The 19,044-nt window shown below is 56.1% G+C and carries 21 protein-coding genes; all 21 read left to right on the top strand.

The window, feature by feature from the left end; all coding sequences use genetic code 11:
- The first annotated feature begins 2 nt into the window (after positions 1–2).
- The 21 genes from RWS31_RS03080 to RWS31_RS02980 all read left to right on the top strand — a co-directional run bounded on the left by RWS31_RS03080 (position 3) and on the right by RWS31_RS02980 (position 19,028).
- Positions 3–950: a hypothetical protein gene (locus tag RWS31_RS03080; protein ID WP_314596007.1), complete on the top strand. Its 948-nt coding sequence runs from the start codon at positions 3–5 to the stop codon at positions 948–950.
- Positions 940–1,623: a glycosyltransferase family protein gene (locus RWS31_RS03075; RefSeq protein WP_314596004.1), complete on the top strand. Its 684-nt coding sequence runs from the start codon at positions 940–942 to the stop codon at positions 1,621–1,623. The genes RWS31_RS03080 and RWS31_RS03075 overlap by 11 nt, the downstream gene beginning before the upstream one ends.
- 26 nt (positions 1,624–1,649) lie before the next feature.
- On the top strand, positions 1,650–3,758 hold the full coding sequence (locus tag RWS31_RS03070) for a hypothetical protein (protein WP_314596001.1): 2,109 nt from the start codon (positions 1,650–1,652) through the stop codon (positions 3,756–3,758).
- Positions 3,759–3,802: 44 nt separating this feature from the next.
- Positions 3,803–4,546 carry an NAD-dependent protein deacylase gene (locus RWS31_RS03065; protein ID WP_314595999.1) on the top strand — a complete coding sequence of 248 codons (744 nt, stop codon included), beginning with the start codon at positions 3,803–3,805 and terminating at the stop codon, positions 4,544–4,546.
- 160 nt (positions 4,547–4,706) lie between these two features.
- The gene (gene codY, locus RWS31_RS03060) at positions 4,707–5,483 is read left to right on the top strand and encodes a GTP-sensing pleiotropic transcriptional regulator CodY (RefSeq protein WP_314595998.1); all 777 of its coding nucleotides are present in this window, start codon (positions 4,707–4,709) and stop codon (positions 5,481–5,483) included.
- A 326-nt stretch (positions 5,484–5,809) separates the two neighbouring features.
- The gene (gene flgB / locus RWS31_RS03055) at positions 5,810–6,223 is read left to right on the top strand and encodes a flagellar basal body rod protein FlgB (protein ID WP_314595996.1); all 414 of its coding nucleotides are present in this window, start codon (positions 5,810–5,812) and stop codon (positions 6,221–6,223) included.
- A gap of 51 nt (positions 6,224–6,274) precedes the next feature.
- On the top strand, positions 6,275–6,718 hold the full coding sequence (flgC, locus tag RWS31_RS03050; protein ID WP_314595994.1) for a flagellar basal body rod protein FlgC: 444 nt from the start codon (positions 6,275–6,277) through the stop codon (positions 6,716–6,718).
- 65 nt (positions 6,719–6,783) lie between these two features.
- Positions 6,784–7,083 (top strand): flagellar hook-basal body complex protein FliE, encoded by a 300-nt coding sequence (gene fliE / locus RWS31_RS03045; protein WP_006191290.1) that lies wholly within the window; start codon positions 6,784–6,786, stop codon positions 7,081–7,083.
- Between the two features lie 73 nt (positions 7,084–7,156).
- Positions 7,157–8,746: a flagellar basal-body MS-ring/collar protein FliF gene (gene fliF, locus RWS31_RS03040; RefSeq protein ID WP_314595992.1), complete on the top strand. Its 1,590-nt coding sequence runs from the start codon at positions 7,157–7,159 to the stop codon at positions 8,744–8,746.
- A gap of 1 nt (position 8,747) precedes the next feature.
- Positions 8,748–9,764, top strand: coding sequence for a flagellar motor switch protein FliG (gene fliG / locus RWS31_RS03035; protein WP_314595990.1), 1,017 nt, complete (start codon positions 8,748–8,750; stop codon positions 9,762–9,764).
- A gap of 16 nt (positions 9,765–9,780) precedes the next feature.
- Positions 9,781–10,548: a FliH/SctL family protein gene (locus RWS31_RS03030; RefSeq protein WP_314595988.1), complete on the top strand. Its 768-nt coding sequence runs from the start codon at positions 9,781–9,783 to the stop codon at positions 10,546–10,548.
- Positions 10,545–11,972 (top strand): flagellar protein export ATPase FliI, encoded by a 1,428-nt coding sequence (gene fliI, locus RWS31_RS03025; protein WP_314595986.1) that lies wholly within the window; start codon positions 10,545–10,547, stop codon positions 11,970–11,972. The genes RWS31_RS03030 and fliI overlap by 4 nt, the downstream gene beginning before the upstream one ends.
- Positions 11,973–11,987: 15 nt before the next feature.
- Positions 11,988–12,440: a flagellar FliJ family protein gene (locus RWS31_RS03020; RefSeq protein ID WP_314595985.1), complete on the top strand. Its 453-nt coding sequence runs from the start codon at positions 11,988–11,990 to the stop codon at positions 12,438–12,440.
- Between the two features lie 19 nt (positions 12,441–12,459).
- Positions 12,460–13,065: a lytic transglycosylase domain-containing protein gene (locus RWS31_RS03015; RefSeq protein ID WP_314596284.1), complete on the top strand. Its 606-nt coding sequence runs from the start codon at positions 12,460–12,462 to the stop codon at positions 13,063–13,065.
- 75 nt (positions 13,066–13,140) lie between these two features.
- Entirely contained in the window at positions 13,141–13,767 is a 627-nt protein-coding gene (locus RWS31_RS03010; protein ID WP_314595983.1) for a magnesium transporter MgtE N-terminal domain-containing protein, read from the top strand.
- A gap of 62 nt (positions 13,768–13,829) precedes the next feature.
- Positions 13,830–15,539 (top strand): flagellar hook-length control protein FliK, encoded by a 1,710-nt coding sequence (locus tag RWS31_RS03005; RefSeq protein ID WP_314595981.1) that lies wholly within the window; start codon positions 13,830–13,832, stop codon positions 15,537–15,539.
- A gap of 32 nt (positions 15,540–15,571) precedes the next feature.
- Positions 15,572–16,114, top strand: coding sequence for a flagellar hook capping FlgD N-terminal domain-containing protein (locus RWS31_RS03000; protein ID WP_314595979.1), 543 nt, complete (start codon positions 15,572–15,574; stop codon positions 16,112–16,114).
- 15 nt (positions 16,115–16,129) lie between these two features.
- Positions 16,130–16,504 (top strand): TIGR02530 family flagellar biosynthesis protein, encoded by a 375-nt coding sequence (locus RWS31_RS02995; protein WP_314595977.1) that lies wholly within the window; start codon positions 16,130–16,132, stop codon positions 16,502–16,504.
- Between the two features lie 105 nt (positions 16,505–16,609).
- Positions 16,610–18,103, top strand: coding sequence for a flagellar hook protein FlgE (locus RWS31_RS02990; RefSeq protein WP_314595976.1), 1,494 nt, complete (start codon positions 16,610–16,612; stop codon positions 18,101–18,103).
- Positions 18,104–18,259: 156 nt separating this feature from the next.
- A complete protein-coding gene (locus RWS31_RS02985) occupies positions 18,260–18,460 on the top strand; it encodes a flagellar FlbD family protein (RefSeq protein ID WP_006191311.1) in 201 nt (66 codons plus the stop codon).
- A 58-nt stretch (positions 18,461–18,518) separates the two neighbouring features.
- Complete coding sequence (locus tag RWS31_RS02980; protein ID WP_006191312.1) at positions 18,519–19,028, top strand: flagellar basal body-associated FliL family protein; 510 nt, start codon at positions 18,519–18,521, stop codon at positions 19,026–19,028.
- The last annotated feature ends 16 nt before the right edge of the window (positions 19,029–19,044 follow it).

Below are 19,044 nucleotides of genomic sequence, written 5' to 3'. Positions count from 1 at the left end.
TCATGGAATACGGCGGCGGCTTGCTGCGCTTTCTCGCGCCGACGCGCGCCGCTCTCTCTGTGCTCGTCGTGGAAAGCCTCGCCTATCTGCCGAAACTGCGTGAGATGATGCCCGCCGCCGCTCTCTTTGCCGTGACGGCGGAAACGGATGACACCGATGCATCCGAACTGCAGGGTCTTGACGTCTCCTGGTTCTTCCTCGACTACCGCGATACGCCCCTGCCGTTTGAGAGAGAGAGTTTCGACTATATCCTCGCTGATCGCTGTCTGGAAACGGCGGGAAATCCGCAGGACATTGCTGCGGGATTCGGACTCTTCCTGCGGCCGACGGGATATCTCCTGATGAGCTTCTTGAACGTGCGCCATTGGAGCGTCATCGAGGATCTGCGCGACGGGCATTTCTATGCAATCGTGCGCCGCCTCTTCGCTCGTCCCGAAATGGAGACGCTGCTTGCGGCTTCCTTTTATAAGGAAGTCTCTTTTCTTCCCGTATGGCGCGAAGCGCCGCAGGGCGTGATCGAGCGGTTGGAAGCGGCGGGATTTGAAAATCTGGGGCGCGACTTGGAAGCGAAGTTTTGGCTCTGCCGTGCGAGGCGCACATCGGACGAGGTCGCACCTCTGAAGGAGTGCTTCACGCCCACCGTGCGACGAACGCTCGTGACGCTCCTGCGCCGCCTTGAGTACGGTATTGAGGTGGAGGAAAATGCAGCGGCTCTCTGGCAGCTCTGCCGCGAGGAAGGAATCTTCCTCGAATACCTCGTGGACTTTGCCGCGCAGACCATCGTGCATCGGAAGGATCTCCTGCACGTGCTCCTACAGACGGCAGAGCCGCAGCTGGCGCGAGAACTTGCCGAGGCGGCACGACGCAGGCTTCCGCGCGGCGAGGTGCGGGATGTACTGCAGAAACTTGCGGCAGAAAGTGTGAAAGGAGCGGCGGAAGATGAAGGATGATAGGGCGATCGCCTTCATCACCTGCGTCAACGATGAGGTATGGTACGCGGAGTGTCTGCTCTACCTGCGCCATCTGCGTTTGCCCGAAGGCTTTCGCGCCGAGTATATCGCCGTGCGCGGTGCCTCGTCGATGGCTGCGGGGTACAACGAGGGCATGGCGAGGTCGCGCGCGCGCTACAAGGTCTATCTGCATCAGGACACCTTGCTCGTCAACAAGGATTTTCCACGGGCGATGTTGAATATCTTTGCAGATGAGAGCATCGGCATGATTGGCGTCATCGGCTGCCGTTCGTTGCCCGAAAGCGGCGTGTGGTGGGACGGGCTTCGCTGCTATGGACGCGTACTTCATGCGTGCGAGGCGGAGAGCATCGTCGACACGCGCATGAAGGAGCCGGACGGCGAGAGCATCGATGTCGAAGCGGCGGACGGGCTCTTCCTTGCGACGCAGTACGACGTGCCCTGGCGCGAAGATCTTTTCACGGGCTGGCATCTCTACGACACGTCGCAGTGCAAGGAGTTCTCCAGGCTCGGGTTTCGGACGGTCGTGCCGAATCAGGAGGCGGGATTTTGGTGCATCCACTGTCCCGTGGAGAAGCCGCTCGCCAAAAGCTATAAGGAGTATCAGAAGATCTTTCTCCGAGAGTACGGAGCAGAATTGTGCCCGGAGGTTTAGACTATACTTGTTGGAGCGTGTGCTTTATGGACGATAGAGAGAATTGGATCGGAATAGCCAACCGATTCGCAAACCAGGGCGATTTTCGCGGCATGCGCGCTTCGGCGAAGGAGATTCTGCAGATCATGCCGGAGGACGCGGACGCCTATGCCATCATGGCAGAGGCGTCCTTCTATATGGATGAGCGCGAGCAGGCGAAGGAATACATGGCGCGTGCCGAAGAGCGCGAGCTGGGGAATTTGCGTGCGCGTCTCGTACGCGCCGCATTCTTCTCCGCGGATTTCGCGTTGGAGGAGGAAATCAAGGAGCTTCTCTCCATCGTGCAGGCGACGGAGAAGGTCGCCGAATCGCTTTGGTCGCAGTCGCTTCGCTACGTGCGCTTCAAGGCGCTCGCATGGCTCTCCGACGCGTGGCTTCTCGCGGCGGAGCCGGAGTTGGCTATGAACACGCTTCTGGCAGCGAGTGATATGCTGACGGGAGAGGAGGCGGCGGAGTGCTACAGCAAGGCACTCTTCTGCTCGAATTACCGTGCGAGGACGCCCGCCGAATCCCTGCGCCTCCATCGCGGCTACGAAAAATTTTTTGAAGGCGTCAAGGTCTGTCATCCATATCGCATCAAGGCGGCAGAGGCGGGGGCATTGCAGCCGAAGGCGGCGCTTTCCGTCGGGGAGGCCATGGCGGCGGCCAGAGCGGAGGCCGATTGCGAGCGGCGCGGTGTAGCGCTTGTGGCGCAGCAGGCGAAGCAGGAACGCGAGCCTCTTTCGCGTCTCACGCAGAAGGCCTTGCCGAAGCCGCAGAATGAGGATTCACTTCGTCTCTGGGCCTGGGAAGCGCGGGCAAATCAAAGGCGCATGGAAGAGGAGAAGGAGTACGAGGCGTTCAAGAAGGAATTGGAAGAGGAGCGAAGAAGCAAGGAACGGCGAGAGGCTCGCGCCGCCTCGCTTTTTAGCGGCGCACGCCTTTCGCCGTCGCCGGCGCAGAGAATTCAGATGGCGTCTGTCCGCGTCCAGCCGACGGCGCCGCCCATGGAAAAGAGGTGCGTGCGCACCTTCAGCCGCAAATTGCGCATCGGTTACATCTCGCCCGATTTCCGCCTTCATGCGGCGGCGTATTTCTTCATGCCGCTCGTGCGCGATTTTGATGCCGCTTCTTTTGAAGTCACCTGCTATGCACGGGGCAAGCGCGACCGTGTGACTTCGCTCTTTCGCCAGAAAAGAGTACAGTGGAAGGACGTCTCGCGCCTTTCGGCGAGGGATGCGGCACGGCTCATCGAGCGGGATGGCATCGACATCCTCGTCGACCTCGCCGGGCACACGCAGGGAAGTGGTCTGCCCGTGCTCGCCCGGCGGCCTGCGCCCGTGCAGATGACGGCGATCGGCTACATGGCGACGACGGGGCTTCGTGCGGTCGATTACTTTCTTTCCGACATCTATTGCTCGCCGTGGGACATGGGGGCGCGCGGCTTTTCAGAGAAGGTACTGCGTATGCCGCACAGTCACCTCTGTTATGCGCCCGTGCTGCGCGATATGCCGAAGAGTGGCGGGGAGGCGCCGTTTGTGAAGAACGGCTATATTACGTTTGGCAGTTTCAACAACTTCTCCAAGGTGTCGGACGATATGCTCGCCTTGTGGCGCGGCGTGCTTGAGCGCATGAAGGGGGCGCGGCTCGTCGTCAAGAGCAAGATCTGCAGCATTGCGGCGGGCAGGAAGATTGTAAAGGATCGTCTGCAGCGCTTCGGCATACCGCTCGCACAGGTCGAGCTTCGTCCGTACAGCCCCGATTATCTTGAGCAGTACACGGACATTGACATCGCGCTCGACACATTCCCGTATACGGGCGGCGTCACGACGTGCGAGGCACTCTACATGGGCGTGCCCGTCATCACGAAAGCGGGCGGCACGCACGGCTCGCGCTTTTCGACAAGCATCTTGGAAAATGCGGGGCTTTCACAGCTCGTAGCGCGAGGCGATATGGAATACGTGCGAAAAGCCGTGGAGCTTGCGGACTCGCCCGACATCCTGCGCCGCCTGCATCGCGACCTGCGCGCGCGCACGGAAGCCTCGCCGCTGATGGATGCGAAGGGCTATATGAAGGACTTGGAGGATATATACCGCGAGATTGCTGAGGACGTTTGAATTTGCAGGATGCACGGAAAATGGCAGAAGAGGGGGCGAAAGCAATGGAGAATGAAAAGATCGCCGTGTTCCATGATTTATTGAAGGAAAGTGACAACATCGTATTCTTCGGCGGCGCCGGCGTTTCGACGGAATCGGGCATTCCAGATTTTCGCAGCGCCACAGGAATCTACAGCAAGATGCTCGCACAGCACGTTTCTCCCGAAGAGCTTGTCTCGCATACGTTTTTCGAGCGCTGCCCTGAGGAATTCTTCGATTTTTATCGCAAGCGGCTCGTTTATACGGAAGCAAAACCGAACGATTGCCACAAGGCGCTCGCCGAACTTGAGCGCATGGGAAAACTCAAGGCCGTCGTCACGCAGAACATCGACGGACTGCACCAGGAAGCCGGCTCTTCGCGCGTGCTGGAACTGCATGGATCGATCCGGCGCAGTTACTGCATGGACTGCCGTGCGTTTTATGATGAAAGGTTTCTGCAGGCGAGCGAAGGTGTACCGCATTGTACGAAGTGCGGCGGCATCGTGAAGCCAGATGTCGTGCTCTATGAGGAAAGCCTCGACGCCGATGTGCTTGACGCTGCCGTACGCGCGATTTCTGCGGCGGATCTCCTCATTGTTGGTGGCACATCGCTCGTCGTCTATCCAGCGGCGGGACTTCTGCGCTGTTTCAAAGGCAGGCGTCTCGTGCTCATCAACAAGACGGCGACGAAGGCGGACGAAAGGGCGGATCTCGTGATTCACGATTCCTTGGGCAAGGTGTTCCGCGAGGTGATGGTCGGCTTGACATGAAAGTGTGGGCGTCTCGTGTGTCATTGACGAAAAAATCAAGAAAAATTCAACATTTCTTTCCCGCATCTTTGATTATTTAGAAAAATGTGTTAAAATGAAGGTGCAGGCAATAGCCTGAATTTGGAAGTCGTATTGCCGTGGAGAAAGGAATGGAGTTTGCATGGCGACATTACTGGAGAAAACGAGGAAGATCAACCGTCTGCTGCAGCGCGCGGAAAGCGTCGAGTACGACAGCATATCGCGTGTCTTGAGTGCGGTGATCGATGCGAATGTCTATATTGTGAACAAGGCGGGCAAGATCTTCGGGCATGCCTTCATCGATGATTTCGAGTGCGACCTGATGCTTGCGAACGTCGTGCAGCAAGGAAACTTTCCCAAGCGGTATGTGAGTTGGCTGCTGAAGATGGACGAGACTTCGCCGAACTTGAAGTCGAAGACGGGAATCTGTGCCTTCACGGAGGATACGGACTGTCGATTTGAGGGAAAGAATACCACGATCGTGCCGATCTATGGTGTAGGTGACCGCATCGGCACATTGATCATCGCGAAGTATGACACGGACTTTACGGAAGCCGATCTGATCCTTGCCGAGTACGGCGCAACGGTCGTCGGCATGGAGATGCTGCGCGACCGCACGCAGCAGATCGAGATCGAGGCACGCAAGAAGGCGACGGTGCAGATCGCTCTGGCGACGCTCTCCTTCTCGGAGGTCAAGGCGGCGAAGAGCATTTTTGGCGAACTGGAAGGTTCCGAGGGACTGCTCGTCGCCTCGAAGATTGCGGACCGCGCGAAGATCACGCGCTCCGTTATTGTCAATGCGCTGAGAAAATTCGAGTCGGCGGGGCTCATTCAATCGAAGTCACTCGGCATGAAGGGAACGCACATCAAGGTGCTCAATCCTTATTTGCTCGAAGAACTTCAACGGGTGGAAAACTGAAGAAACAAGGAAGGGGTCTGGGGCATGCCGAGGCATGAACCCGCCCCTTTTTTCTTGTCTCTTATAGGACTATTTTACAGTCGTTAAAAAAAACTGAGAAATGGAGTGAATCATTTCCGATTTTATGGTAGAATAGAAAGTGCAAAATCACGATGGATAAATTTGTTAATCACGATGCATAGATTTGGGTAATGATTTTCAGCCTGTACGCGAAGCAAGTTTGCTTTTGCTTCGCCTTTTTGAAAAAAGAAGTTCGGCGGAAAAGGATTTTTTCTCATTCCGTCGAACTTTAGAGAGAGTTAAGGGAAAGGATGTGGAACACCGCAATGCTGGAGCAAATCGTAGGCAACAGGGCGCTCGACGTTATGCAGCGCGGTATGGGGGCGGCGAACCTTCGACAAGAGGTCATCAGCCACAACATCGCCAATGTTAACACGCCGAATTTCAAGAAGAGCAACGTCGTGTTCGAGGATCTTCTTGCGAAGGAGCTTGATCTCGATGCTGAGGGCGGGCTCAAGATTGTGCGCACGCATGATCGCCACATGCCCATTTCTTTCCGGGGCAGGGCTTTAGCGAAGATTGAACTGGACCAGTCATCTTCCATGCGTTACGACAAAAACAATGTGGATATTGATGTCGAGATGGCGTCTCTGGCCAAGAACAGCCTGTACTTCAATGCTTTGGCCAGGCAGGTCGGGGCTGGGTTCTCTCAGATGAGAAGCGTCATTACCGGGCAGTGATTCGCCGGGTGTGTGATGCAGGATTTCGGATGATGCAAGGAGAGTAGAAAAATGAGTATGTTTGGAGGAATCGATGCTTCCGCTTCCGGACTTACGGCGGAGCGTCTGCGCATGGATGTGATTTCAAACAATATCGCGAATGCGAACACGACACGTTCAGTTGAGGGCGGTCCATATCACAGGCGTTACGTCGTTTTTCAGCCGCGTGAGAGAGGTAAGGCGGACTTCGCTTCTACCTTGCGCCAGAAACTCGATAATCAGGCGGGAAATGGTGTGCGTGCCATGAAGATTGAAGAAGATCGGTCACAGGGACCACTGGTTTACGACCCCGGCCATCCTGATGCGAATGCGGATGGCTATGTCGAGCGCCCAAACATCAATATCGTGCAGGAGATGGTGGACATGATTACGGCTTCGCGTGCCTACGAGGCGAATGTGACGGCGATCAACGCCGCCAAGGGTATGGCGCAGAATGCGCTGAATATCGGCAAGTAAAGAAAAAGGCTGCACGACGCGTGCACCGGAAATAGTAAGCGGTTACGGATTGAGGTGGAAAGAACATGCAGGTGGAAGCGCTGCAAATGACGCCGGTGCAGATGACTGGCCAAAGTCATCTGGGGGAGACCGAACAGAGGGAAGTGAAACCTTTTCATGAGTTCCTTACGGACTCCCTTGGCGAGGTCAACGGACTGATCAAGGAGTCCGAACGACTCAATATGGAACTTGCGGCAGGACGCATTACCGATGTGTCCGAAGTCGTCATTGCGAGTGAGAAAGCGGGCATTGCCACGCAGCTCACAATGCAGGTGCGAAATCGTGCGGTTGAGGCCTATCAGGAAATTATGCGCATGCAGGTCTAAGCCTTGGGCAGGAACGATCAGCCAAAGCCAGGCAGGGCTTCGGCAAGCATATTGAGGCGAAGGGATTGAGGAAATGGCAGAGTGGAAAGAGCGCTACCTGGAGCTCTGGAATAATTACAGCAAGCGGCAGCGATATATGATCATCGGCGCCGCAGCTCTCGTATTCATTGCCATTGTTGCCGGCAGCATCATCTATGGCGGCAAGCCGGACATGGTGCCCTTGTTCACAAATATGGAAGCGAAGGATGCCGGCGAAGTCGCGGCGAAGCTCAAAGAGAACAAGGTGAATTACGAGATACAGGAAGGCGGGCAGGGCACGACGATCCTCGTTCCTGCGAAGAGCGTCGACAGCACGCGCCTGGATTTGGCTGCCGAAGGTCTGCCCAGGGGTAATAAGGGCTTCGAACTTTTTGATGACAGTAAGCTCGGCGTGACGGAGTTCCAAAACAAGGTTAATTACCTGCAGGCGCTGCAAGGCGAACTTACGCGCACGATCGAACAGCTCGACGCAGTTGAGAAGGCACGCGTACACATCGTCCTGCCGGAGGACAGCCTTTACAAGAAAAATGAAAAGCCGGCGACAGCATCTATCATGCTGAAGCTCAAGGCGAACATGCAGTTGTCCAAGAAAGAGGTTAAGGGCATTGTGAATCTTGCTGCACATAGTGTGCAGGGATTGACGCCTGAAAATATCACGATCGTTGATGAGTCGGGCAAGATCTTGAACGATCCCGATGAGAACAATGATGACGGTGTGGGTCAGAAGACGCTGACGCAGATGGAGATGACAAAGAAAGTCCAGGACAATCTGCAGAAGAACGTCCAGAGCCTTCTTGATGCATCGCTCGGTGAGGGCAAGTCGTTCGTACGGATCAGCGTTGAGCTTGACTTCGACCAGAAGACGACGGACTCCCAGATTTACACGCCTGTCGTCGATGAGTCGGGCATCGTGCGCAGCCAGCAAACCACGAGCGAGAGTTATGCTGGCACATCGACGCAGCCTGGCGGCCCTGCCGGTACACAGTCCAATGTGCCTGGCTATGTGGAACAGAACAACAACTCACAGGCACAGTATGAGCGCAAGGAGAATACGACGAATTACGAGGTCAACGAGGAGAAGCGCAAGGTTGTTGCCTCGCCTGGTTCGATTCGCCGCTTGACGGTCGCCGTCCTCGTCAATGACGATGTGACGCAAGCACAGCAGGAGAGCATCCTGCGCTCCGTGCGTTCCGCCGCTGGCATTAATCCTGATCGAGGAGATACGGTCTCCGTCGAGCCGCTGCCGTTCAGCACCGAGGCACGTGACAAAAAGCTCGCCGACGAACAGGCGGAACGCGATCGACTCGACCGCGAGTTTTACCTGCAGCTCGCCGCGTTCCTTCTCGTCATTGCACTGATCGTCGGCAGCATCCTCATGTATCGCCGCAAGAAACGTTTGGAGCAGGAGGCTATCGAAGAGCAGCGCCGTCAGGAAGAGCTCGAGAGACAGCGTCTCGCCGAGGAACGCGCTGCGCAGATCGAGGCGGGCGAGGTTACGGAGGAAGAGCTTACGGAAGAAGAGCAGCGCCAACTGACCGAGATGCAGGCGATCGAAGAGATGATCATGCATACGCCGGAAGACGCGGCTATGCTGGTCAAGCAGTGGCTTGCGGGGGATGATTGATATGGCGGAACAGAAGAATCCGCCCTTGACGGGGCGGCAGAAAGCGGCAGTTCTCTTCATCGCGCTCGGAGCCGAGAGTTCAGCGCTTCTCTTCCAACATATGAATGAGGAAGAGATTGAGTCTGTAACGCTTCAAATCGCAAATCAGAAGAAGATACCGGCTGACCAGAAAAAGGCGGTCATCAGTGAGTTCTACCAGATGCTCATGGCGAAGAGTTACTTGTCGGCCGGTGGTCTTGAGTATGCACAGAATATCTTGGAGAAGGCTCTTGGTACAGAGAAGGCGAAGCTCATCCTTAGTCGCCTGACGGCGAGCCTGCAGGCGCGTCCGTTCGACTTTTTACACAAGACCGATCCAAGTCAGCTCATGAATTTCATTCAGAATGAGCATCCGCAGACGATCGCTCTGATCATGGCTTACCTCGATCCCGATCAGGCAGCGATTCTCATGGGATCTCTGCCACCCGACAAGCAGGCGGAGGTCACGAAGCGCATCGCGACGATGGATCGCACGTCACCGGACATTATACGAGAGGTGGAGAAGGTCTTGGAGCGCAAATTGTCCTCGCTCGTCACGCAGGACTTCACCTCGGCGGGCGGCGTAAAGGCTGTCGTCGAGATCCTGAACCGCGTCGACCGTACGACGGAAAAGACGATCACGGAAACACTCGAGGTCGACAATCCCGAACTTACGGAAGAGATCAAGCGCCTCATGTTCGTTTTCGAGGACATCGTCATACTCGACGATCGCTCATTGCAAATGGTGCTCAGAGAGGTCGACACGAAGGATTTGTCGCTCGCCCTCAAGGCTACGCCAAAGGAAGTTGCCGACAAGCTCTACAAGAATATGTCGAAGCGCGCAGCCGATATGCTGCGTGAAGAAATCGAGTTTATGGGTCCTGTCAAGATTCGCGACGTCGAAGAGGCGCAGCAGAAGGTTGTCAATGTCATCCGCAGCTTGGAGGACAAGGGTGAGATCGTCGTTGCGCGTGGAAAGGGTGACGAGATGATTGTCTAGGATAATCAGAACCACGATGTGGCAGGAAGAAGCTCGTATCGTTGAGCCACCGCCTCCACCGCCGAAGCCCAAGGTGCTCCCGAAGGAACTAGAGGGTGTTACGGAGGAATCGCTTGCCGAGCGCCTTGCCCATGTAAGAGAAAAGGAGCTGAAGGCAGAGAGCTTGCTTGAAGAGACGCGCGAGAAGTGTGCGATGATGGTGCAGGATGCCGAGTACGCGAGCGAACGCAGCGAGGCGGATGCGCGCAATCTCGCCGAGGAAATCAAGGAAGAGGCGCGCGAAGCGGGCAAAGCGGAAGGCTTCGAAGAAGGGCACAAAGCGGGGATGAAGAAGGCCACAGAAGAGTGTGAGGACATCCTTGCGGCGGCGAATGATAAGGCGGGTGCCTTGATGAGTGCGGCGCTTGAAGCTCGCAAAACCTATCTGCAAATGGCGGAAGAGGATGTCACAAGTATAGCGATGCACGTCGTCGAGCAGATCCTGCCGCAGCATTTCATCGATGCGCCGCAGATCGTCCTGCCTCTCGTGCGCAAGGCCTTGATGAAGGTGCGCGATCAGGCGGAAGTCGTTGTCTACGTCGCGCCGGACTCCTACGAATTCGTGCTTATGGCACAGTCGGAGTTTCAGCAGATGCTTGAAGGACAGGCGGTGCTCCTCGTCAAGTCGGATGCCGGACTCAAGCCTGGCGACTGCGTGCTTGAGACACCGAATGGCAATGTCGATGCGCGTTTGGCGACGCAGATCGAATTGGTGAAGAAAGCAATACAGGAAGTGTGTCTATGAATGACTTGCAGGAAGTTCGCGGGGCTTCTGAATGGGAAACTTCATCATGGGAGGACGAGGTGCAGTCTGTCGTCTTTGACGACGGAGGCGACGCCGTCCTGACGGGGGATGGGCGTCTGCGCATCAACGTGCAAAAGTTCCTCGACGCCGTAAGCACCTGCGAGTCAATCAAGATGAGCGGCAAGATCGTGCAGGTCATCGGACTTGTTATTGAGTCTGCAGGGCCGAACGTGAGCATGGGAGAACTTTGCTATGTGAAGTCGCGCTTCCCACATGTCGAACCGATACCGGCAGAGGTCGTGGGCTTTCGCGATGGACATGTGCTGCTGATGCCCATCGGCGAGATGCAGGGAATCGGTCCTGGTTGCGAGGTCGTTTCGGCACAGAAGACTTTGCAGGTGCAAGTTGGCCTGGAACTTCTGGGGCGCGTCCTTGACGGACTCGGCGAGCCGATCGACGGCAAGGGACCGCTCCTTTGCAAGCGCGACTATCCACTGCAGGCTGATCCACCGTCGCCGCTCGAACGGCCGCGCATACAAGACTCGCTCTACGTTGGCGTGCGTGCCATCGATGGGCTTATCACACTCGGCGATGGGCAGCGCATCGGCATCATGGCAGGGTCGGGTGTTGGCAAGTCGACGCTCCTCTCCATGATCGCGCGCAATACGGAAGCCGACATCAGCGTCATTGCGCTCGTCGGTGAGCGCGGGCGCGAGGTCAAGGAGTTCATCGAACGCGACCTCGGCGAGGAGGGCTTAAAGCGCTCCGTCGTCGTCGTCGCTACGTCGGATAAGCCGGCGCTCGTACGCATCAAGGGAGCGATGACGGCGACCGCCATCGCCGAGTACTTCCGTGACCAGGGCAAGCGCGTCGTGCTCATGATGGATTCCGTCACACGCTTCGCCATGGCGCAGCGCGAGGTCGGTCTGACAATTGGCGAGCCACCGGCGACGCGCGGTTATACGCCGTCGGTGTTCGCACTCCTGCCGCGCCTCTTGGAACGTGCAGGGACGAGCCGCAAAGGGTCGATCACAGGCATCTACACTGTGCTCGTCGATGGCGATGACATGAACGAGCCGATCGCTGACGCCGTGCGCAGCATCCTCGATGGTCATATCGTCCTGTCGCGTGCCATTGCCGCGCAGAACCATTTCCCTGCTATCGACGTGCTCGCGAGTGTCTCGCGCGTCATGAACGAGGTTGTCGATGATGCACACCTCAAGGCGGCGCAGAACTTGCGCGCCTTGATGGCGGTCTACAAGGAGGCGGAGGATCTCATTCACATCGGTGCCTATGTCAAGGGGTCGAGCCAAAAGATCGATACAGCAGTCGCGAAGATCGATGCAATTAACGACTTTCTCTGCCAAGGGATTTTCGAACAGAGTTCCTACGAAGAGACGGAAAAGGCGTTGGAAGCAATCTGATGAGGGGTGCGCCTGATGAAGAGATTTCGCTTCAAATTGGAAACCCTGCTGAAGGTCACACGTTCGAAAAAGGAAGAGGCCGAAGTGCAGTTTGCTGAGGCGTCGAGGAGGCTCGAAGCGGACAAGGAGAAACTTGGTGAACTTCTGGCAGAAATGCAGCAAGGCAAGAAGGATTATGATCGATTGACGGACGGACATACGATTTCCCTCGGACGTCTCTTGACGTTCAACAGTTTCTTTGAATGGAAAAGGGGACAGATTGAAAATCAACAGGAGCGGATTCTCAGAAGCCGCGCGGAACGGCAAAAAAGACTCAAAGCACTCCTGCTGATTATGAACAAGCTTAAGAGCATCGAGCAACTCAAGGCGAAGCGGCTTCAGCAATACAAGGAAGAGGCACTCCTCGAGGAGCAGAAACTTTTGGATGAGATCGGCTTGCAGCTCTATATGCGGGGTATAAACGTGTAGGATAAGGAGAATGAACGTGATGGAACTCTCGGGCGTTGAGGCAATACAGGCGAGAATATCTGAAATCCAGAGGAGATTCGGCATCGAAGGTCCCGTGCCCGGCACGACGGTCGGCTTCCAGCGAGCATTGGATGCTGAACTCAAGAAGAACGACGGTGCGACCCCGTCGCAGACGGTTGGGGGAGGAGCGACAGCAAAGGCGGATACCGCAAAGATGACGCCCGCTGAGGCTTCCACACAGCTTTCTAGCGCATCGAATGAGACGACACGATTCATCCAGGAAGCCGCGGCGAAGTACGGACTTGACTCGCGCCTCGTCGCTGCTGTCGCAGAAGCGGAATCAAGCGGCAATCAGAGCGAGGTATCCGACGCTGGAGCCGTTGGCGTCATGCAGTTGATGCCAGATACGGCGGCAGCGCTCGGTGTTAATCCCTACGACGAGAAACAGAATATCGAGGGCGGTGCGCATTATCTCAAGCAGATGCTCGACACTTTCGGCGGCGACATGAAGAAAGCGATTGCTGCCTACAACGCAGGTCCTCAGGCAGTTAAGGACTACGGCGGCGTACCGCCTTACGCTGAGACGCAGAATTATGTGAATAAGGTTCTCGACCTCTATCGATAAAGAGATGCGGGGAATGAAGGAGGGACTTTTCGCTGGGAGAGTCCTGCGCAGTCCCGAAAGGAGCAGAAGCCCGAAATGAAGAAGATGGTCAAAATCGCACTCGCCGCAATATTGCTGCTCGTGCTTGTCGTGGGAGGCTTCCTGCTCGGCGTGTACTTGCAGATCTTTGATGCGAGTACGATGAATGAGAAACTGAAATTATACGATATGCCTATCATCGGGGAATTCTTCGTAAAGCCTGCGCCTGAGACGGGAGAGATGCCGAAGGAAGAGTCGGTGGGAAAGACGAAGGAAGAAATGACGGACAGCAAGCCGAATCCCGACAAAGATAAGGAAAAAGGGACATCGAAACCCAAGGTGCTGACGAAGGAAGAAATCGAGAAGCAGATGAAGGAGCGCGAGGCGCAGGAGAAGAAGCGTGTCTCGAAGCTCGCGCGCGTTTACAACGAGATGAAACCGCAGCAGGCGGCCGAGGTCATGAAAGATCTCGACGATGATCTCTCTGTTGCCATCTTACAGAAGATGGATGAATCACAGGCGGCGAAAACACTTGCTGCGATGGATGCCGACCAGTCGGCTCGTTTGACGAAACTCATGTATACAGGCGTGCCAAAGAAGGTCATCTCGCCCCTCGACCGTCAAGGACAGAATCCACAGAATGCAGCGGATGAAAGTCAGACGACAGATGAGACGGCGCAATGAAAACAGCAAGCAGCAGGCTCTGCCTGATGCTATATAAGCTTATTTGAAAGGAGGTGATAAAGATGAATGATGTACAGGTGAATCTCATGAATGTTGCACCAGCACCGAATACGACGATGAAGGCGAATGCCGTCGAGGCTGTGCGTCCTGCAAGTCAGGCGGGGACGACGGCTGATCGCGGGGCGAAGAATCCGTCGTTCGACAAGACGCTTGCAAAGCTCAAGACGCTGAAACAGAGTCTTGCCGAGGCGGTGGAAGGCATGGAAAAGGATCCTTTGGCTGCATCGCTTGCTGCTTCGCAGCAAACGAAACAAGCGGATCTCAGTACTGGGAATCCGGCGGCAGAAGCGGTGGAAACCGTGGAGGCCGTTGAAGGGGATGCTGCGGTGAAGAACTTCGTTGCTGTTGGTGAAGCCACACAGCTGGAAGCGTCCATTTTGACGGCGCTGCCCGCGTCCGTGGAGGAGGTAACAGGGTCTGCATCAATCGCTTTGCCGGACGAAGCTGCAATACAACAAGGGGACGTGGAACTTTCGCCACAGGACGAGATGCCCGTGGATGAAACAAAGGCGGCAGTTTTGCAGGACAAGGTCGGCGCTGGCGCTGCGAAGATGCAGGAGGAGCCTCAGAACAAGGCTGCGGATATAAACCATCTTGCTGCACTGCTTTCACGCAGCGAAAAGCCGGAACAGGACTTGCTCCGAGCGCTTCCTCGCAGGACTTTGCTGCCGGCGTCGCAGATAGAAGCGGACATCTTCACTGCAGAATCGATGGAGGCTTCTTTGCTGGCGGATATGAATTTGGCGGAAGCTGACGCGGAATTGCCCGATGCGCTTTTGCGTACCCTGGCCCGACAGCCGATGACTTCGGTCACGACGGGGACAACAGAAAACTCGCGTCAGACTGCAGCTCCTTCGACTCTGAATGGAGAAGCGACGCCGCTGCCTGTTTCGGCTATGGACACCAAGGTCGCTCCGATGCAGTCTGCTAATCTAGCAGAAGGGGGGCAAGATCTGACACAAAGTTCTTCGAATGGGAACTTTGCCGGGTTCTTCAACGAGCAGCAGGCACCACAGGATGACAAGGCGCAGGAAAACGATGTGTTTTTCCAGACTGCAGCAACACAGGCATTGGGTGGAAGCACAGCGAAGCCGAAAGCGAGCTCTGCCATGCAGCTTTTTACAGAAGCTGCACAGACTCCGCAGGGAGTCCAGGAAGTGGGTCATGCTTCCCAGGCGAATCCCAGCGTGACGTTCCAGACTGCATTGCAGGAAACTGCCGAAGTGCAGCCGACAGCACCCGCAGCTCCACAGAAAGACTACGAGGTGGCAAGGCAGATCGTCGAGCAGGCAAGGCTTCTGCGCATGCCCGAACAGACAGAGATGGTCATCCGCTTGAAGCCCGAGCATCTTGGCGAACTGACGCTCAAGGTTTCCGTCGCCGCAGGCGGCGCGGTCAATGCGACGTTCCACACGGACAATGCTTCTGTGCGCGCCATCATCGAGACTTCGATGATCCAGCTCAAACACGAGCTGCAGGCGCAGGGATTGAAGGTCGACAATGTTGGCGTTTATGCAGGTCTTGGCGACAATTCGCTGATGGATGGTCAGCAGGACGCGAACGCTCGTTATGCACAGCATAGCGGTCAGGGCAGCAGCCAGGGACGTGACGCTCAGCAGGCTCTTGCATCCTTTGAAGAGGAACAGCAGGCTCTCGCAGCGAATGCGCAGCAGGGAGTGCTCGCACAGGATGGTGTGGACTATCGCGTCTGATGATTTCAAGATAATGAAGAAAGGAGAAAGGTATGAACGGAACGAATCTCAATACTGTCACGGTCGACGGTGTGAAGTATGATCGTGCCAAGTATGAAGCGTCTCAAACAAAGACGGCAAAGAAGAACGACTCGCTCGGCAAGGACGCCTTCCTGCAGCTTCTCGTCACGCAGCTTAGGCATCAGGATCCTCTGAGCCCAGACGATAACACGCAGTACATTGCCCAGCTTGCGCAGTTCTCGTCGCTCGAGCAGATGACACAGATGGTCAAAGGCTTTGAAAACGTCTCGAAGCTTGTATCGAACATCGACAGCTCCGTGCTTGTCGGCTCTTTGAGCAATATGATCGGCAAGAACATCCAGTGGACACACGTGACGAAGACGAAGGATGCGGAGGGCAATCCCAAGACCAATTCGGAAACCTTTGCAGGAAATGTCCGAGGCGTTAAGGTTTTGAACGGCAAGCCGATGGTCGTCGCGCAGGATGCGAAGGGCAAGCTGCATGAGGTCGAGGTTTCGGAAATTGAAGCGATTGCCGATCCGTCGACGAAGAAAGCCTCCGCATCGGGAACGTGAAGCACGGAGGAGAATATGGCTGACGCAAGAATTTACCTTTCGTCCCAGCCGCTCCTGCCGCAGATGCCTGCCGCAAAGCAGCCGGCATCGCAGAAGAATGCCCCGTCCTTTGCAGCGGAGCTCGAAAGAGCCAAGTCCGAGGTCAGCTTTTCGGCTCATGCCGCAGAACGCATGAGAGCGCGCGGTATCGACCTCAGCGACGAAGAACTTTCAAAACTCGATGATGCCGTCAGCAAGATGGCTTTGAAGGGTGCAAGGGAATCCCTGATCTATATGAACGACGTCGCGCTCGTCGTGAGCATCAGGAACAGGACGGTCATCACGGCCATGGACGGCATGAGCGCCAAGGACAATATTTTCACGAACATCGACAGTGCAGCGATTCTCTGAGCTGGTCCTTCGGGAGGCTTTGGCTCGCCGACTGACAGAAGCGAGCCGGGGAAGGCGGGTTCGCCCGCCCTTCCAGCTGCACCAAATAAAGGAGATTGATACATTATGATGCGTTCTCTTTTCTCCGGCGTATCGGGGCTCAAGAGCCACCAGACGCGCATGGACGTCATCGGCAACAACATCGCGAACGTCAACACGATTGGCTTCAAGTCGAGCCGCGTGACGTTTGCCGACACGCTTTACCAGATGCAAGCGGGCGCTGCCGCGCCGACAGGAACCGTCGGCGGTACGAACCCCAAGCAGATTGGTCTTGGTGTTGGCGTCGCGAGTGTCGACCTGCTCTTTAATGATGCCTCGCCGCAGGCTACGGGAAAGAATACGGATTTGGCTCTTTCGGGCAACGGTCTCTTCGTTGTTTCACGCGACGCGGGAGGCAAGGACAAGTACTATACGCGCGCGGGCAACTTCTCCTTCGATGCGAACTACAACTATGTCGTGCCGGGTTCGGGTTACCACGTCGTCGGTTGGAACGCCGATGAGAACGGTAGCATCGATACAAAGGGTACGCCCGAGGGAATTAAAATCAAGGATGCCATGCGCAGCATGGGGGCGAAGGCGACGACGACGATCAGCTATAAGGGCAACATGAATTCGTCTGTGCCGACGATTACGTCGATTCGCAACCAGACGGGGGCCGTGGTCGCCAGTCCTGCCAAGGTGGATGGCGTGACGAATACATCGCTGACGCTGACCCTTTCTGACGGCACGACGCAGACGGTCACAGCGAAGAGTAACTATGAGTATCGCACGAAATGCAGCATGCCGATTACGACGATTGCCAATGTTTACGACAGCCTCGGCAATCTGCACAAGGTGCCGTTCCTCTTCACGAAAGTGCCAGGTACCGGCACGCCTCCCTTGAAGTACGATGAATGGGAAGTCTCCTTGAGTCCGGCGACGACATCCGGCGGTGCGCTTGATCCTCTGGGTCAATGCTCCATCAAGGAAGATGACGGTTCGTGGACGACGGTCAAGATGACCACGAAGAGGTTGAAGTTCGACCAGAACGGCAAATACGCCTCGGGTGCAGGAGATCCGGAACTCACGTTGGAGAACGGTGCGGGTTCCACGTCGCCGACACCTCCGTCACCCGTGCCTACGATGACGGCTACGGTCGATCTCAAGAGCCTTACGCAGTACAGCGGCAGCGATACGATCAAGGCAGACTACGACGGACATGCTGCAGGCACCTTGAAGGAGATTAATACCGATCAGAGCGGCATCCTCACGGGCACTTACACGAACGGTGAGAAACGTGCACTGGCGCAGGTAGCTGTCGCGCAGTTCGATAATGCGCCGGGTCTCACGAAGGCGGGCGCGAATCTCTATACTGAGTCGAACAACTCGGGCACGGCGAACATCAAGACGGTCAGTGCTCTCGGTCTGACCCTTACACCGTCGGCGCTTGAGATGTCGAATGTCGATATCGCCAACGAGTTCGCTGACATGGTCGTGACGCAGAGGGGCTTCCAATCCAACTCGAAGGTTATCACGGTTGGCGATGAGATGCTCGAGACTGTCATCAACATGAAGCGTTGATAATAGCCTGAACTGAGAGGCCGCAGTGTACGCGGCATCTCGGCTCTTATAAGGACAGGGAGGTGTGGGGGTCCTCCTCCGCCCTGTCCCCGCACTTATTCTTAAGGAGCACGGCTGGATTTTTGCCCGTACTTCTTACGGCGAAAGGATGGGCGAATGATCAAACTGACAAAGTTCAAGTCGGAGGCGCACAAAAAAGGGGAATTCGTCCTCAACGCCGAAATAATAGAAACGGTGGAGGAAACGCCCGATACGGTCGTCACCCTCACGAATGGAAAGAAACTCATCGTGGAAGAGTCGATGGAGGAGATCGTGCGGCGTGTCATGGAATACCGCCGCAGCATGCATGGTTTGTGATTCCGGGGTTTTCTCGGATGATTGATGATAGAGAGAAGAGTTAGGAGGAGGAAGTTTCATGGCGGAAGAAAAAGAAGTGCAGGCCATTGCTCCAGAGCCGAGCAAGAAATCCCCGATCATCTTGATCGTTGTCATCGTCGTCGTGGCGTTGGCCGCGGCAGTCGGTATTTCCTTTTTCATCACGCAGCATATGATGGCGAACAATGCTGGTGACGGCGGCCCTTCGAGGCTGAGTCACGATCCAGGCGTCTTCATCAAGCTCGGCGATCCCAAGGATGGTATACTCGTCAACGTCGGCGGCCTCAAAGCAGGGCGCTTCTTGAAGACGAGTATTGTCCTGGAGATGAACCCTGGCAAGAAGGATAATATTGCCGATGGCAAGCTTTTGGCGCCGGCGGAGACGAAGGTCATGGATGTGACACTGCAGACGCTGCGCTCTCTAAAGGTTGAGGAACTCGACGCGGGCAAGCAGGATGAGTTGAAGACGACCTTGCGCGACAGCCTGAACAAGGCGTTGGGTGAGGGGTCAGTGTATGAGGTCTACATCACGAGTTTCCTTATGCAGTGATGGGTCATCTGAGCAT

The sequence above is a fragment of the uncultured Selenomonas sp. genome, from assembly GCF_963528755.1.
GTDB lineage: Bacteria > Bacillota > Negativicutes > Selenomonadales > Selenomonadaceae > Selenomonas.
This window is presented reverse-complemented; position numbering and strand designations above follow the sequence as displayed.

Excerpts from the sequence above, each read along its gene's own strand:
- RWS31_RS03080 (WP_314596007.1), top strand. The coding sequence starts at position 3 with ATGGAATACGGCGGCGGCTTGCTGCGCTTTCTCGCGCCGACGCGCGCC.
- RWS31_RS03075 (WP_314596004.1), top strand. The coding sequence starts at position 940 with ATGAAGGATGATAGGGCGATCGCCTTCATCACCTGCGTCAACGATGAG.
- RWS31_RS03070 (WP_314596001.1), top strand. The coding sequence starts at position 1,650 with ATGGACGATAGAGAGAATTGGATCGGAATAGCCAACCGATTCGCAAAC.
- RWS31_RS03065 (WP_314595999.1), top strand. The coding sequence starts at position 3,803 with ATGGAGAATGAAAAGATCGCCGTGTTCCATGATTTATTGAAGGAAAGT.
- codY (WP_314595998.1), top strand. The coding sequence starts at position 4,707 with ATGGCGACATTACTGGAGAAAACGAGGAAGATCAACCGTCTGCTGCAG.
- flgB (WP_314595996.1), top strand. The coding sequence starts at position 5,810 with ATGCTGGAGCAAATCGTAGGCAACAGGGCGCTCGACGTTATGCAGCGC.
- flgC (WP_314595994.1), top strand. The coding sequence starts at position 6,275 with ATGAGTATGTTTGGAGGAATCGATGCTTCCGCTTCCGGACTTACGGCG.
- fliE (WP_006191290.1), top strand. The coding sequence starts at position 6,784 with ATGCAGGTGGAAGCGCTGCAAATGACGCCGGTGCAGATGACTGGCCAA.
- fliF (WP_314595992.1), top strand. The coding sequence starts at position 7,157 with ATGGCAGAGTGGAAAGAGCGCTACCTGGAGCTCTGGAATAATTACAGC.
- fliG (WP_314595990.1), top strand. The coding sequence starts at position 8,748 with ATGGCGGAACAGAAGAATCCGCCCTTGACGGGGCGGCAGAAAGCGGCA.
- RWS31_RS03030 (WP_314595988.1), top strand. The coding sequence starts at position 9,781 with ATGTGGCAGGAAGAAGCTCGTATCGTTGAGCCACCGCCTCCACCGCCG.
- fliI (WP_314595986.1), top strand. The coding sequence starts at position 10,545 with ATGAATGACTTGCAGGAAGTTCGCGGGGCTTCTGAATGGGAAACTTCA.
- RWS31_RS03020 (WP_314595985.1), top strand. The coding sequence starts at position 11,988 with ATGAAGAGATTTCGCTTCAAATTGGAAACCCTGCTGAAGGTCACACGT.
- RWS31_RS03015 (WP_314596284.1), top strand. The coding sequence starts at position 12,460 with ATGGAACTCTCGGGCGTTGAGGCAATACAGGCGAGAATATCTGAAATC.
- RWS31_RS03010 (WP_314595983.1), top strand. The coding sequence starts at position 13,141 with ATGAAGAAGATGGTCAAAATCGCACTCGCCGCAATATTGCTGCTCGTG.
- RWS31_RS03005 (WP_314595981.1), top strand. The coding sequence starts at position 13,830 with ATGAATGATGTACAGGTGAATCTCATGAATGTTGCACCAGCACCGAAT.
- RWS31_RS03000 (WP_314595979.1), top strand. The coding sequence starts at position 15,572 with ATGAACGGAACGAATCTCAATACTGTCACGGTCGACGGTGTGAAGTAT.
- RWS31_RS02995 (WP_314595977.1), top strand. The coding sequence starts at position 16,130 with ATGGCTGACGCAAGAATTTACCTTTCGTCCCAGCCGCTCCTGCCGCAG.
- RWS31_RS02990 (WP_314595976.1), top strand. The coding sequence starts at position 16,610 with ATGATGCGTTCTCTTTTCTCCGGCGTATCGGGGCTCAAGAGCCACCAG.
- RWS31_RS02985 (WP_006191311.1), top strand. The coding sequence starts at position 18,260 with ATGATCAAACTGACAAAGTTCAAGTCGGAGGCGCACAAAAAAGGGGAA.
- RWS31_RS02980 (WP_006191312.1), top strand. The coding sequence starts at position 18,519 with ATGGCGGAAGAAAAAGAAGTGCAGGCCATTGCTCCAGAGCCGAGCAAG.